Annotated in this window: 15 protein-coding genes; 12 read left to right on the top strand and 3 right to left on the bottom strand. The window is 56.9% G+C overall.

The window, feature by feature from the left end:
* Positions 1-24: 24 nt before the first annotated feature.
* From tssC to tssA, 3 genes are all read right to left on the bottom strand, one after another.
* Positions 25-1,506: a type VI secretion system contractile sheath large subunit gene (tssC, locus tag ACZ5A6_RS19540; RefSeq protein WP_004431481.1), complete on the bottom strand. Its 1,482-nt coding sequence runs from the start codon at positions 1,504-1,506 to the stop codon at positions 25-27.
* Positions 1,507-1,602: 96 nt separating this feature from the next.
* Positions 1,603-2,112 carry a type VI secretion system contractile sheath small subunit gene (gene tssB / locus ACZ5A6_RS19535; RefSeq protein ID WP_013760989.1) on the bottom strand — a complete coding sequence of 170 codons (510 nt, stop codon included), beginning with the start codon at positions 2,110-2,112 and terminating at the stop codon, positions 1,603-1,605.
* 65 nt (positions 2,113-2,177) lie between these two features.
* Positions 2,178-3,233, bottom strand: a complete 1,056-nt coding sequence (tssA, locus tag ACZ5A6_RS19530; RefSeq protein ID WP_112493165.1) for a type VI secretion system protein TssA — start codon at positions 3,231-3,233, stop codon at positions 2,178-2,180.
* A gap of 220 nt (positions 3,234-3,453) precedes the next feature.
* Between tssA and tssH the strand changes: the two genes are divergently transcribed.
* The 12 genes from tssH (at position 3,454) to ACZ5A6_RS19470 (ending at position 14,419) form a co-directional block, all read left to right on the top strand.
* Positions 3,454-6,123: a type VI secretion system ATPase TssH gene (gene tssH / locus ACZ5A6_RS19525; protein ID WP_464111296.1), complete on the top strand. Its 2,670-nt coding sequence runs from the start codon at positions 3,454-3,456 to the stop codon at positions 6,121-6,123.
* A 57-nt stretch (positions 6,124-6,180) separates the two neighbouring features.
* Positions 6,181-6,657, top strand: a complete 477-nt coding sequence (locus tag ACZ5A6_RS19520; protein WP_004431488.1) for an Hcp family type VI secretion system effector — start codon at positions 6,181-6,183, stop codon at positions 6,655-6,657.
* A gap of 108 nt (positions 6,658-6,765) precedes the next feature.
* Positions 6,766-7,155 (top strand): Rap1a/Tai family immunity protein, encoded by a 390-nt coding sequence (locus ACZ5A6_RS19515; RefSeq protein WP_174060789.1) that lies wholly within the window; start codon positions 6,766-6,768, stop codon positions 7,153-7,155.
* 11 nt (positions 7,156-7,166) lie between these two features.
* On the top strand, positions 7,167-7,667 hold the full coding sequence (locus ACZ5A6_RS19510) for a type VI secretion system amidase effector protein Tae4 (RefSeq protein WP_112154277.1): 501 nt from the start codon (positions 7,167-7,169) through the stop codon (positions 7,665-7,667).
* 13 nt (positions 7,668-7,680) lie between these two features.
* Complete coding sequence (tssI, locus tag ACZ5A6_RS19505) at positions 7,681-9,834, top strand: type VI secretion system tip protein TssI/VgrG (RefSeq protein ID WP_013760984.1); 2,154 nt, start codon at positions 7,681-7,683, stop codon at positions 9,832-9,834.
* Positions 9,831-10,307: a hypothetical protein gene (locus ACZ5A6_RS19500; RefSeq protein WP_139104368.1), complete on the top strand. Its 477-nt coding sequence runs from the start codon at positions 9,831-9,833 to the stop codon at positions 10,305-10,307. Before tssI ends, ACZ5A6_RS19500 begins: the two co-directional genes overlap by 4 nt.
* Positions 10,304-11,269 carry a hypothetical protein gene (locus ACZ5A6_RS19495; protein ID WP_236763077.1) on the top strand — a complete coding sequence of 322 codons (966 nt, stop codon included), beginning with the start codon at positions 10,304-10,306 and terminating at the stop codon, positions 11,267-11,269. The genes ACZ5A6_RS19500 and ACZ5A6_RS19495 overlap by 4 nt, the downstream gene beginning before the upstream one ends.
* A gap of 6 nt (positions 11,270-11,275) precedes the next feature.
* Positions 11,276-11,809, top strand: a complete 534-nt coding sequence (locus ACZ5A6_RS19490; protein ID WP_112154279.1) for a hypothetical protein — start codon at positions 11,276-11,278, stop codon at positions 11,807-11,809.
* 16 nt (positions 11,810-11,825) lie between these two features.
* Entirely contained in the window at positions 11,826-12,203 is a 378-nt protein-coding gene (locus ACZ5A6_RS19485; protein WP_013760980.1) for a PAAR domain-containing protein, read from the top strand.
* Positions 12,085-13,422, top strand: a complete 1,338-nt coding sequence (locus tag ACZ5A6_RS19480; protein WP_464111295.1) for a hypothetical protein — start codon at positions 12,085-12,087, stop codon at positions 13,420-13,422. Before ACZ5A6_RS19485 ends, ACZ5A6_RS19480 begins: the two co-directional genes overlap by 119 nt.
* Positions 13,419-13,967: a hypothetical protein gene (locus ACZ5A6_RS19475; RefSeq protein WP_013760978.1), complete on the top strand. Its 549-nt coding sequence runs from the start codon at positions 13,419-13,421 to the stop codon at positions 13,965-13,967. Before ACZ5A6_RS19480 ends, ACZ5A6_RS19475 begins: the two co-directional genes overlap by 4 nt.
* A 2-nt stretch (positions 13,968-13,969) precedes the next feature.
* The gene (locus ACZ5A6_RS19470) at positions 13,970-14,419 is read left to right on the top strand and encodes a hypothetical protein (RefSeq protein ID WP_013760977.1); all 450 of its coding nucleotides are present in this window, start codon (positions 13,970-13,972) and stop codon (positions 14,417-14,419) included.
* Positions 14,420-14,615 lie beyond the last annotated feature (196 nt).

Here is a 14,615-nt window from a genome sequence, read left to right as displayed (position 1 = left end):
GTGGCTGAGCACCCCGCACCAGGCTCAGTTCTTCGACGGAATACGGGCGACCATGCGCAGCGAGGTCGTCAGTTCTTCCATCTGCAACCAGGGCCGCATCCATGCGACCGCATTGTAGGCGCCGGGTTTGCCGGGCACTTCCTGCACGGTCACCTTGGCATCGCGCAGCGGATATTTGGCGCGGCTTTCCTCACCCGCCTCGTCATTGGCGTTGACGTAGTTGGCGATCCAGCGATTGAGCCAGACTTCGCAATCGGACGCTTCCATGAATGAGCCGATCTTGTCGCGCCCCATGACCTTGAGATAATGCGCGAAACGCGACGTGGCCATGATGTAGGGCAGACGTGCCGAAACGGCGGCGTTGGCCGTTGCTTCCGGCTTGTCGTAGAGCTTCGGCTTGTGCGCGGTCTGGGCGCCGAAGAACACCGCATAGTCCGTGTTCTTATAGTGGCACAGCGGCAGAAAGCCGAGTTTGCCGAGTTCGGCGTCGCGGCGGTCGGTAATGCCGACTTCGGTCGGGCATTTCAGATCCAGGTCGCCGTCATCGCTGGAGAAGACATGCATGGGCAGGTTTTCCACCTTGCCGCCGTTTTCAGCCCCTCGGATAGCCGTACACCAGCCGCTTTTTGCGAAGGCATCGGTCAGCTTGGTGCCCATCACGTATGCGGCGTTCATCCAGCAATATTCGTCATGCTCAAGGTCACCATTCACCGCACCCTTGGTTTCGTCATAGGCGAAGTCATCGATCGGGTTGGTTTTCGGGCCGTAGGGCATACGCGCCAGCACACGCGGAAGAGCGAGCGTGACGAAACGGGAATCGTCACTTTCGCGGAAGCTGCGCCACTTGGCATATTCGACCGTGTCGAAAATCTTTTCCAGATCGCGCGGACGGGCGAGATCGCGATAGTCCTCGAAACCGAACATGTGCGGGCTGGCAGCAGAGATGAATGGCGCGAAGGCTGCCGCCGCGATCGATGAGACGCCTTGCAGCAGCTGGACGTCATCGAAGGAATTGTCGAATTCGTAATCGCCGATAATGGCGCCGAGCGGTTCGCCGCCGGGGGTGCCGAATTCGTCTTCATAGATCGCCTTGAAGAGGCGGGACTGATCGAATTCGACGGCTTTTTCGAGATCGCGCGCCAGTTCACGCTTGCCGGCATTCATGACGCGGATCTTGAGGTTGACGCTCGTTTCGGAGTTCTTGACGAGATAGTTCAACCCGCGCCAAGTGCCCTCAAGCTTGGCAAATTCGGGCGCCTGCATGATAGCGGCGAGCTGTTCGGAAATCGTGCGGTCCAGCTCCGCGATCGCGTGGTTAAGGGTGACGGTGAGGTTGCGATCATATTTTACCGTCCCCTTCAGTGCTTGATCGGTCAGCGTACGCAGGAGGTTCTGCGCGCGGTCCGGTTCGGTTTGACGGGTAGCGGCAACCACCTTGGACAGCAGTCCCTGATCTTCGGCGGTCGTTGCCTGTGCTTCATTTTTCAGCAGGCTCTCAGCGCTCATGTTTCAGTCCTTCCACATGCGGCTTTGAAAATGCCGCTTGAACAGTTAGAAGCCCCAAGCGGGGCCGTTCGAGGAGATTTTCCTCCACACAGGCGATTATTCGTTCGCGCCGTTCTTTTCCTTGAGTTCGGAAACCAGCGTTGCGAGGTCGGTCTTGTTTTGCAGAATATCCTCCAGCATCCGCTCCAGATCTTCCGAACGGTCGGCCTTGGAAAGAAGGTCGCGCAGTTCGTTGCGGGCATCCAAAAGCGCCTTGAGCGCCGGAACCTGCTGCACGACAGCGCCGGGTTCGAAATCATCCATACTTTCGAACTTCAGGTTGACCTGCATGTCCGTGCCATCCTTTTGCAGCGTATTGGCAACGGAAATATTGAGGCCGGGCGTCATGCGCCGCATGACTTCGTCGAAATTGTCGCGGTCGATCTGAACGAATTTACGCTCCCCGAACGGCTTGAGCGGCTGGGTGGGATTGCCGGAGAAATCACCGAGCACACCGACCACGAAAGGCAGTTCCTTGACTACCATCGCGCCTTCGGTTTCGACTTCGTATTTGATGTGAACGCGTGGTTTGCGAACACGCTCCAGCTTCTCATGTACACTTGCCATTTCAACCTCCTTGGTGCCCTTTGGCACAGACGACTGTTACGGAGCGGCGTCGCGCTCCGCGCTTTCTATTTTCCGTTGCTCTCTCCGCTTGGCTTGATGCCGGCGGCGGTTAAGACTGCGTTGCGAACCTGGGCTTCCGGCAAAAGCTCGGCCAGCAGCTCCGAAAAATCCATGCGTCCCCTGCGCACCAGTGTCTCTATGGCAAGGGAGATCGGTGAATGCGGCTCGGTACGGCGGAAGTAACGCGCAACCGAGAGAAGAGTTTCAAATGCTTCGTCGCGCGATAATATGCCTTCCGGTGCGGTCACGGCGGGCCGCGCGGCCGCCGGCCCGCTCTCGTCTGAACCACTGATGCCCACAGGTTCCTGTTCGACGGATGCCGGCTCCTGGTCACGCCCGCCGAGCGAGCGAATTGCAGACGCTGCTTCGACCAGCGTGTTGCGGATATGGGAACTCGGTGGTGCGGATTGCCCGCAGCGCTCGGCAAGGATGGCCATGATGGCATCAAACGAGGAGAGGCACGCAGTCACCTCTGCCAACTGGGATGACATGGCGGCAACGCCAGTTTCAGACGCAAGCCGATATAGCTCTTCGCGACGTTTGCTCTCATTTGGGCGCTGCGCGAGTTGAAAGTCCCATAGGCTGTGTTCGCCAAATTTGCCGCCTGGGATCAATGAGGCGAGGCGCAAAGGCTGAACAAGCGTTCCTTCGCTGCCGACACCGTTCAATCCCGCTAAAGGTGCAAATTTTTCTTCGTCATTATCGTCGCTGATTGACCGCAGCGAGTCCCAGTGGTTGTAAAACAGCTCTTTGCCGAGGTCGTAGATTTCGCGCAGACCATGAAAGCCGCGCAGGCGCAGCGATGCTTCCGCAAGCCACGCCAATATTTCAACATCCTTGCTTTCGGAATATATAATCTGCAATCCAAGATTGCTGACATTATCCCAGCTACTGGATATTTTCAGGTTATCCTGCGGAGAAGCGGCGCGCTCTTCTGTACGAGCTTGGTTTCTTTCATCCTTAATTCTATAGTATATTTCACGCGTTCTTGCGTTGACCCGGATATTTTCTCCGCAGTCATTCAGAAATTCTACATCTGTTTTAACGTTCGGCGCGTTCAACGGCAGTCTATCTCCGAGAAATAGTAGTGGATTTTTTGTAGTTACTTCCCTTACGTAAGGCTATTCATAAGACAGACTTATTCTAAATGTGTCTAAATTGTGGCGTCTAGTGGATAATCTCATCTGACAAAAAATCAACTTCGGGGTGGACAAGTTGGTTTCATCATCATATTTACTCCACGTCACGTTGTGGAATGAACCCGGGCAGGAGGCTCATTGCATGTCGCATATCGATCTCAACCGCCTTGTTGGAGCGCTTGAGCCAGACCTGCGTGTTACCCTTGAAGCTGCGGCTTCTGTTGCGGTGCGCATGGGGCACAGATACGTGGATATCCCGCATTGGCTGCTTGCGGTTGTGGACTCCGGCATCTATGCGAAAACATTCGAGGAATTAAAAATTCCACTTCCGGTATTGCAGGCTGAAATCAGCCGCAGTCTGGAGGAGTCCATCATCGGCGACGGAGAGGCATTGTCGCTCTCCCAGAACATCCTCACGGCAGCCCGGGAGGCATGGATTCTCGCATCGCTGGAGGCTGGCCGCGACCGTGTTACGCTTTGCGATCTTCTGTTGGCGATGGATGAGGAAACCTCACTTCGCTCTTTCGTCCGCTCGGCATTTCCTTCTCTCAAGGCGATGGATCGCACCGCGCTTGAGCGTCTTCGCAACTCGACTGAAAATGGCGCAGGCGTGGATGTTCCTTCCGCGCTGGCAGGCTCAGGGCAGGCAGGGACAGGACAGTCTGCAGGCCAGAATGATTTCTTGCGCCTTTACACCCAGGACATGACCGCAGATGCCCGCAATGGCAAGGTTGATCCTGTTATCGGCCGCGATGATGAGTTACGCCAGCTCGTTGATATTCTAACGCGCCGCCGACAGAACAATCCCATCCTGGTAGGTGAGGCGGGGGTTGGCAAAACGGCGGTTGCCGAGGCGCTGGCGCTGGAAATCGCGTCTGGCAACGTTCCGGAAAAGTTGCGCAATGTCCGCCTGCTGAACCTCGATATTTCGCTACTTCAGGCCGGTGCCGGCGTTAAGGGTGAGTTTGAGCGCCGCCTTCATGGCGTAATCGATGCGGTCAAACGTTCTACCGAACCGGTCATCCTGTTTATCGATGAGGCCCACGGTCTCGTTGGTGCGGGTGGTGCGGCCGGGCAGGGCGATGCGGCCAATATTCTCAAGCCCGCTCTGGCGCGGGGTGAAGTGCGCACCGTCGCGGCGACGACCTGGAGCGAATACAAGAAGTATTTCGAAAAGGATGCGGCGCTGACCCGTCGTTTCCAGCCTGTACATGTGCGCGAGCCGGATGAGACGACCGCCATACGTATGTTGCGCGGTGTCGCTGACAGCTTCGTCAGCCATCACAACGTTGTCGTTCGTGACGAGGCGGTCGTGGCCGCGGTGCAATTATCCGCACGCTACATGCCCGCGCGGCAGTTGCCGGACAAGGCCGTCAGCCTTCTCGATACGGCCGCGGCTGCCGTCTCACTGGCACGGCAGACCGAGCCGGAGCGGCTGCGCGCTATGGAAAGCGAGCGGCGCCTTCTCACCGATGAGTTGAACTGGCTTCTGCGTGAACCGCAGGATGGCGAGATTGACAGCCGTATCCAGTCGATACGGGGCGAAGTCGAAAAGCTTGAGAGTGGGATCGATGATCTGCGCAGCCGTTACGACGCGGAGATGGCTGAGCTAAGCGAAGAGCAGCCGGTTGAAGGCGATGTTTCCAATGTGTCTCCCCTGCGGCCTGCGGTTGAGGCAAAACCGGCAAATGCCGAGAGACTTGTCCCGACGGTCGTTGATCGTGAGGCGATCGCCGCCGTCGTTTCGCGATGGACCGGAATTCCACTTGGCAAACTTCTGGCGGACCAGATCGAAAGTGCCCGGACACTCGATGCGCGTATGCGGCAGCGGGTGGTGGGGCAGGATGCTGCAATCGCACGGATTGCCGATGCCATGCGCACTGCGCGGGCCGGATTATCCGATCCGCGCCGCCCGCCGGCCGTTTTTTTCCTTGTTGGCATGTCCGGAACAGGAAAGACCGAAACCGCGCTGTCGCTCGCCGATATGCTCTACGGCGGCAACAGCCATCTGACGACGATCAACATGTCGGAGTTCAAGGAAGAGCATAAGGTTTCGCTGCTTCTCGGTTCGCCGCCCGGCTATGTCGGTTTCGGCGAAGGCGGCGTGTTGACGGAAGCGGTGCGCCGTCGGCCGTTCGGCGTTCTGCTCTTGGATGAGATCGACAAGGCTCACCCCGGCGTCCAGGACATTTTCTATCAGGTGTTTGACAAGGGCGTGTTGCGTGATGGCGAAGGCCGCGACGTGGATTTCAAGAACACCACTATCTTCATGACGGCCAATACAGGCTCGGAGTTGCTCTCGGCGCTGTCGGCCGATCCCGACACGATGCCGGAAGGCGAAGCGCTGGAAGCGCTTCTGATGCCGGAGCTTACCAAACAGTTCAAGCCCGCGTTCCTCGGGCGCACGATCATTCTTCCCTTCATGCCGCTTGGTACGGAGGCGCTTGCAAGGATCGTGGATATTCAGATTGGCAAGATCAGGGAACGTTTGCTCGCAACATATGGCACCGACCTGACCCTGTCCAATGTGGCGCGAGATGCCCTGGTGGCGCGCGCCGGTGCAAGTGAGATTGGCGCACGCGCCATTGAAATCATGATCGGCAAGGACCTCCTGCCGCCTCTTTCCAGCTTTTTCCTCGAAAAGGTAATCGCGGGAGAGCGTGTCGGGAACATTGTTGTCGATTTTGGTGAAAACGGGTTCGGCATTCGTGCCGAAGAGGCTGGGGAAGCAGATGAATTCGCCGTAACCGAAGAGGTTGGGGTGGATAAAGTTGCCGCGTCGGATGGGGCTACCCGACGCATGCGGCATTAAACGAAGGGTAACTCGGCCTCGGAGCAAGAGGTCATTTTAGCTACAGGAGCTTACAGCATGCCAATTTATCTGCAGATTGACGGTATCCAGGGCGACGCCACCCATGAAGAACATCGCAAGTGGATGGATATCGAAGCCATTCACTGGAACGTGGCCCGCAACATGAACACTTCTGCTGGTTCTGCTGCAAACCGCGAGGCATCCGAACCGACCATTTCGGAAGTCATTCTGACCAAGGTTAGCGATTCTTCTTCCACCAAGCTTTTCCAGGAAGCCTGCGCCGGCCGGACCGGCAAGCTCGCAACCATTCATCTGGTGACCACGGGTAATCCCGGCAACACCTATATCGAGTATCTGCTGACAAACACGCTTATCGCCAGCTACTCGGTGGATTCCAGCGGTGACCGTCCGGTGGAAACCGTCAAGCTCAACTTCACGAAGATGGAAGTGAAGTACACGCCGTTCGACGACAACAACTCGCCGCAGTCTCCGATGATCGCCTCCTACGATCTGGCGACGACGAAGGCTGCCTGATCGTGACGCGACCCGGTGCCGGCGTTGCCGGCACCGGAACGTTTTCAATGCAGTTTTGCAGCTCACGTCGTGATGTTTCACGTCGAGTTTGGTCTAGGTGGTTTTTTGATGCGCTCCCTATATGCGTTTTTTGTTTCCGTGCCGGTTGTTCTGGCATCTTCCGGTCTTTCGCCGGTCAGTGCAGCGGAACGGACATGGATATTCTCTGGTGCCGAACTCAAGCAGGCCATCGAGGGTAAGCTTGCCCCGGAGGTGTCCGATCCGGAAATGCGGCGGCTGGTTTCCGTTGCAAAATCAAGCGCCTATATCGCTGGCGTGGCCGATCTGACGAGCGGATCGGACTGGTGTGGTGCAGGCGCCGTGGCGCCCCATGAACTCAACGACCGGATCTACACCTATCTCGGCGATCTTCCTGCGGAAAAACTGGATGAACAGGCAGCCACTCTCGTGCGGGAGGCGCTCAAGGTCTCCTTTCCCTGTGAGCAGAAAAGTAACTAGTGGGACGAACCATGCGCGTTAACTTTGACACTCTTTATAAGAATTATCCGAGCAGCGACCCGTCGCACCCGAACTATGTCAGCCAGCGTGATCTTTTCACGGAAATAGGCTGGGATGATTTTATCGGTAACCCGAACTATCACAATACCTGTGCCATCCGCGTTAGCATCGCTTTCGTGAAATCGGGGATCAACATCGTGCCAGCCTCGCATCGCATCCAGAAAGGTCCATATGCGGGCAAGGGCATTGAGGTGAACATGCGCCGCCTCGCAAATCTGGTGAAACGGACGAGCTATATAGGCGAGCCCGAACCGTTTACCCCCGCGACAGCGCGTAATGGCATCGGTGCCCGTAACGGTGTTGTGGCGTTCAACAATATCCCTGGTTACACCGGAGGCGGCCATATCGATCTTGTGCGGGGTGGCTCAGAGGCCACCCAATGCGCGTCGGCCTGCTACTACAATTCGGAAACGATCTGGTTCTGGCCACTTCAGTCCAGCCGCGGGTCCTGATTAGGAGTGTTCCATGAACGACCAGTCGTCACTTTCTGATTTCGTTCAGGCAAGCCGCGTCCTCAAGGTCAAGTCGCCTTTGGGAGAGGATCAGCTTCTGCCGGAGCGTCTGACGGTCGAGGAAGGCGTATCGCAGCTCTTTGATATTCGCCTGACGGTGCGTGCCAAGAAGGAGGCGGTTAAGCCCGAGGAACTGATCGGGCGGCTGGTCGATGTTTCGCTCGAGATCAGCCAGGGCGAGGGTGAGGGCGGCGGTGTTCGCCGTCCCTTTAACGGCCTTGTAACAGAGCTCCATGAAGGTCCTCCGATCACGCGTGGGTTGCGCTCTTACTCGATGACCATCCGGCCACAGATGTGGTTGCTTTCGCGGCGTTCCGATTGCCGCATCTGGATGGACAAGACGGCGGTCGATATCGTTGAGACGCTGTTTTCCGAACACGGAATTCCTGCTCCCGATACGTCAGGCATCATCTCGCCGCCGCCTGCACAGCACTACAGCGTGCAGTTTAACGAGACCGATCTGGATTATCTCACCCGCCGTTTCGAAGAGGATGGCCTGTTCTACTGGTTCAGCCACGAGGACGGTTCCCATAAGCTGCATGTTGCCGATAGCGCCAGCGGCTGGCTCGGGCCGTCTCCGGCTGCCCAGGGGGAGGGAACGGTGCGGCTGGCGCAGGGCTCGTCGGACCGCAACCACATCAATGACTGGGCACGGCGGTTCTCCTATGTCTCCGGCCAGCGGGCGGGCGCGGACTGGAATTTCGAGACGCCGGGCATGGTGCCTGGCACGATGACGCCGTCTCTGGTGCAAATGCCGGACGCGACGAAGCGCGAGCTCTACGAATATCCGGCCCGCATCAAGACGGTTGAAGAAGCGGAACGGGCGCAGAAACTGCGCACCCAGGCGATCGAGGCCGATCACGACCGGGTATTCGGATCGTCCACCTCACGCATTCTCGAACCCGGCCGTCGCTTTACGCCTTACGAGGTCGCCCATCCCGAACATGCCTATGAAGAGCATGTGATCATCAGGGCAAGCCACAGCATCGTTGATCTCTCCTATGAGACAAACAGCAACGAACCGGAATATCGCAATCACTTCGAGGCAATTCCGGCCCGCGTGCCGCTGACGCCCCATCGGTCAACAAAACGCCCGCGCATCGAAGGCACCCAGGTGGCGATCGTCGCTGGCCCGGAGGGTGAGGAAATCCACCCGGATCAGTATGGCCGCATCAAGCTGTGGTTCCCTTGGGATCGCAAGGCAAAGAAGGATGGTACGGATACGTGCTGGGTGCGGGTTGCGCAGAACTGGGCGGGCTCCACTTGGGGCGGCCAGATCATCCCGCGCATCGGCATGGAAGTGATGGTTGCATTTGTGGATGGCGATCCGGACCGGCCCCTGGTCACCGGCGTGGTGCCGAATGCGCGTCAGACAGTGCCTTATGAGCTGCCTGCCAACAAAACCAAGAGCACGTTCCGGACTAACACGCACAAAGGTTCGGGCTTCAACGAACTGACTTTCGAAGACGAGAATGGCCGCGAGGAAATTTACATTCACGCGCAGAAAGACCGCAACGAAAAAATCCGAAACAATCACAGCGAACGGATTGATAATAACTGGGTCCAGTCGGTTGGCCACAATAAGTCGATAGAGGTGCGCAACAACCACCACGAGGTTGTTGGTGGCAATATGATGGTTACAGTTGGGCCGAGCGGGATAGGAAGGGTCGTGAATTCGGTGCTGAATTCGCTTGTGAGCGGGATTGGCGACGTTGCAAAGAACCTCGGTTTTCCAGGGCTTCTCAATCCTGGCGAGGGCAATATGTCCGTCATCGTCGAGAAGAACAATACTGAGAGCGTGGGTGTGTTCAAAGCCGTCAACGTGGGGGCCGGAATGGCTACCAATGTCGGTATGTCCTACAGCGTCAACGCAGGAACACGTGTCAATCTCATGAGCAACGACACGATGTCGCTGTCTGCGCAAAACAGCGCGACCGTACATAGCGGGGGCGAATTGCACCTGACTTGCGGAAAGGCCAATGTTTTGATGCATGAGGATGGAACTGTCACGCTGAGCGGTACGAAGCTCTTTCTCGACTTTGAAGAGATCGAGATCAATGGCGAACAGCGTGTTGTCGTCAATGGCGGAAGGATAGATTTGAATTGAGAAGCAATATGACGAGAATCCTGGCCCCGGCATGTGTGATCCTTATGGCCTCCAGCTCTTTTTCCTTCGCAATTGAATGCGAAACCGATCCGGCCAAATTCGCCTTCACATCGGATACGCCATCCACCTTCAACATCGGAGAGAAGCAGGATGTTGACCGAGCCTATGCAGGGCTTGCGGCCGTTCTTGGGCCGTTAGACAGCTATACGAAAACGCGCATTTTCTATTCTAAAGGTTATGAGGACATCAGGGACTACGACTGTAGGGAAGAAAAGTGCCGAGCGATGGAGGTTCTCGAGGGGCTCCAGCAATGTGGCGCGGGCGGCATGGCCAAGAAGGACGCGTGTTATCCACTGGCGGTCGTTTACAAACAGAAGCTCTATTGCCTTCTTTATCCGGGACAGCAGAACTTCGATCCGTCGAAACCATTCGTACCCTATGTGCCATTCAAATACGGTCAGGCGGAGCAATGAGCGACAGCGCATTTCCCTATGGCAACGACCTGAAAACTCCCGACTCCTGGGCTGGATTGGCACATACCAAATCCCAGTCATGGCTGATTGGTTATGACAGTGGCGCATCTCTGATTCTTGGTGCGCACACCTTTCTGTTGTTCGGCCGGGAGAACTTGTGCGCCTGTGTCGCCTCGTTCTACGGGGCCGGCCTGTCAGCAGGTTACGGCATGTCCAATGCCGCCAAGCGCGTTGAACGCGGCGGCGGGCAGTCGATGAGGATCGGTCAGGGCGGCGGGGCTTCCGAACAACTCAAGACGATAGAGGATATGAAAACCGCAAAGGACATATCGGACATCCCGACAGCGGGAGACCAGTATGATTCCGCTGAAAAAATTTACCGTTTTCTTGCTGCGCAACAGAACGGAATGAGCGCTCTCAAACCGTTTTGTATCAACGATCTGGATTACACCATGGGGTGGGTCTCAGGGGCTTCTGTTGATGCGGCAATAGGGGTCGGGACATATTATCTTGCCGACGCCCGCAATCTTTTCAAAGGGGCGACGGCCCTCAATGTCAAGACCGAAGCCACCCTGGTTGGCGCGTCCCTGGGTTCCATGATGGGCTTTTGGCGAGTTAAAAAATGGTACTCGCTCTGGAACGAGTTGTCCCGGTCAAAACGCGAGGAATACCCATTCCAAGCCTACAACGTTCATCCATATTTCCGTGAATGGAAGTCGGAAGAATATACCTATCAAAAGCAGCTTGATCGTATCGCGGAACAGGACCGTATCATCAACTCGATCACTAGGGACATGCAGGTCAATCCCTCTAAATACGGTTTCCCTGATTCCGGCTATGCACTGCAGAGGTCGGTAGAAATGACCGAGAAATTCTATTCGGGTGCGCGTTCCCCTGACAGTAACCCGTTCATGCCTTGGGTGCCTATGGACAAGCAACATATATTCTATGAGGGGAGGTGAGGCCGGATGTTATCAAAGCCAGTGAAATTTGACGACGGATCTACGCCGGCGGGAATTTGGCTAGAGCTCCATTCCACCGAGCGTCAGTGGAAAAATACCTATGTACGCATGCTCAATGCGGGTGGCTCAAGCCGTGACATCGCGCTGAAAGCTATAAGAACCCAACATGAGCTGTTGGCAAATCTATCACAATTCTCGGCCGACAGATGGAGAATGCTGTGCGATGGCCAAGGCTGGACACCGCTGGGCTGCTCCGCTCTGTCCTGGTGTCAGGGGGATGTGACCTTTTCCGAGGTCGCAGGACGCGGCAAAAGTTTGCATTGGAAGATCGACCCTGAAATCGGCAGCGATTTTGCTGCGCTTATGCTCAATCCCGCTATTGTTCCTGTAGATCTGAGTGCGCTTCTGCGCACCGAGGATGACGATTTTGCTGTTGCTCTTGCCTTGGCCTCGAAGCCCGAATGGCTCCCTGGATCGTTTGTCCCGCCGCAGGGAGCACGGCTTGGGTTACTGACACGCGCCATGCTTCAGGCGCGCTGAAAAGGGGATATAGCCGATGCCCAAAGCTCATCGCCGTGCCGATATAGGTTCATCCCATTCCTGCCATTTTCCACCCACACCGGCGACCGGGGGTAGTAATAATGTCTATGTGAATGGTCGGCCGCTGATGCGCGTCGGGGATGCCTATTTGCCGCATGGCTGCCCGTCCTGCCCGAAGCCCTCACATCCGCGGGCTCTGGCGGCTGGAGCATCCACCGTCTTCATCAACGGCAAGCGGGCCGGTCGAGTAGGCGATGCGATTGACTGTGGCGGCAATGCGCAAACCGGTTCGACCGACGTCTACATCGGCGACCGTGAGCCAAAGGGCGGCAGTGATGCAACCTCGTGCCAGGCAAGCATGGCCGCGCGGTCCGTTCCAACGGTTCGAGGATAAGATGCAGAGCCAGCTTAACGGCGGAGCGGAGGTGCCAGCGGTCGGTCAGGTTTATCTGAAACGCCTCTCCCGGATTGCGGACAGTTGCGACAGGCGAATCTATGCGGTGCTGGACGGAGCTCTCTTCGGTAACCTAACAGCGGATCTTTCGGCGGCTGGTTTGTGCCACAGGCCGCTCTATCGGTCGGCGGGTTCCAATTCGGCAATTGTGCTCGGCGGGCCGTGGCTCGTTTCACTTAGTCTTTCGCCGCCGGCCTCAAGTGCGCCGGATAGCTTGGTCGAGACGGCGGAGCCAAGCGACGAGGAACTGCAGGCGCTGGCAGCGAAACTGTCGAATGACATGGCGAAAGCAGTCGCCAATGGTGATGAAAGTGGCGGCGGCTTGATGCCAGCCGACGAGATCGATTTGCCTGGGCGGGTAAAGAGCAGAATAGAGGCCCTGCTCAAGCTTATCGCAGACAGGCCGGCTGTGGTATTCTGGGTCGGTGATCGCGGCCTTTCTGAGGAAACAATCTACAGGCATCTTCGTGGTATTAACCGTATCTTTCTGCCGCTTGAGCGAGACGCGCTCGCAGGATTGAGCGGTTCGGTTTCTGGAGAAGCCGGTGATATCTCCTTGGCGGCCGGCGATGCGCAAGAAGGGGCATCGTTTGCCCTTGATCTTGAAGAGGCGCGGGGTCGTAGCGAAATTGTTGTTTTCCGCCATGCCGACCCGAATGTCATGATGCAGGTGTTGCCGGCGCTTTCGCCGGAACAGGTGGTGCGCCTTATGGGCCCGGCCGAAGAAATCTACTTCGCTCCGGCCGAGGCATGGGGTGGGAACATCAAGCGCGCTCATCGACCGGTTGATGTCGTCGCGCAGGGCGGCATGTTGCGCCTGACTGCTGAGAATATCGAGGTCATCAGTGCATCGCGAATGCTCGCCGCGCGTCGCCGCCGAGTGACGGCCTTTCAAAGGTCCGCGCCGCACTTGCTACAAGGCATGGACGAGCGCGAAGCGCTCATGTTCATGGAACGATATGAAACACAGGCACGAATTTACGGATTGAAAACCGAGCGCGGATTCTTTCAGTGGACCTACCTTATGAGCGCAAGCAACGGGCGCTTCATCGAAGCACCTGATATTCGCCAGAACCTCAGAGGCCGCAACCCTGACGCTCGACTGGATGAAATGATGCGGCTGATGGCGAATGCGGCGAAAGAACGGGGGGGTGCATGACTGCCGTGGCTGCTGCTGGCGGGGAGGTTCTGCTTGGCCGTGCGGCTGCAGGCGTGGCAACGAGGCTCGGTGCCCGCGCCGCGCTCGGTTTTCTTGGGCCAGTTGGTGCAGCAATCGGCCTCGCCATGCTGGCCTATGAAGGTTACGAACTCTACAAAATGTACAATGAGAGCCATTCTGAACCCGCCGATGGCGAGGCGGGAAGCTGCACTGGGAACTGCGATTCGGCAAAGGCGGAAGAACAGAAGAAGCGGCAAGAGGAACTGGAGGATGAAGCGGGCGTCAGTCAACAGACAAAGGGTAAGACAAAACACGGCGAAAAGGATGGCGGTATGGCGGAAGCTGAACGCGACTTCGATTCCTTGAAACCGGGCAAGGAGAAAGGTATCGAAACACAATACGGGCCGGGCCGCACGGGGGAACTGGAAGACGGCAGCAAGGTTACCGTCCGTCCGGGAAGCTCTGACGGTCGTCCGACGTTGCAAATACGTAGGCCAAACGGTCGTCAGACCGAGATACGCTATAATGACGGACCTGGGGTTTAATTATGGACTTCATTGGAAAAGACTGCACGCTGGATCATCAGGCCATTCGAAACAGAAATTTCGCGGCGAGGATTTACCCCGAATTTCCAAGCGAGGAGGAAATCGCTCTCGTCGCCGCGCGTATCGGTAGTAACGAGATTGATTTCGCTGCTTACGAGTTCGGTCAGCCTCCGCGCCATTTTGCACCGCAACCGGTCGGGTTGGTGCTTGATGCACTGTTTGAAAATTCGCCTTATGGCCTTCTGATCCATTTTTCAGCTCATGATCTCTGGATCTGGGCGCCGGAGGATCACGAATACCTCGTTGTCTTTGGTGATACCAATCTGGTCAAGGCGATAGAACGAAGTGACATATTCTCATTCAGCTTTGCTGATTATCTGGGCAGTGGTGTTTTGTCGCAAGCGACGGTCACACATCTTCGCGGCGTAGCATCGAACTATACGATCGGGTAATGGCGGACGACCCCACTGAGGACTGATCACGGGTGTGCGGGAAGGGTCTGGGAATGTATTCGCTGGCCGGCACCTAGGTCGTCTACACGAAGAGCGGAACGAATGCGATCGCGAAGGTCAACGATTTGGACCTCGAGTTCAGCGTTTAAGCGCATCTTGCGGATTTGCGCAGCCAGAAGAGGCATTTGTATCCGCT

This window comes from Agrobacterium sp. 6Ca8, assembly GCF_055382765.1.
This window is presented reverse-complemented; position numbering and strand designations above follow the sequence as displayed.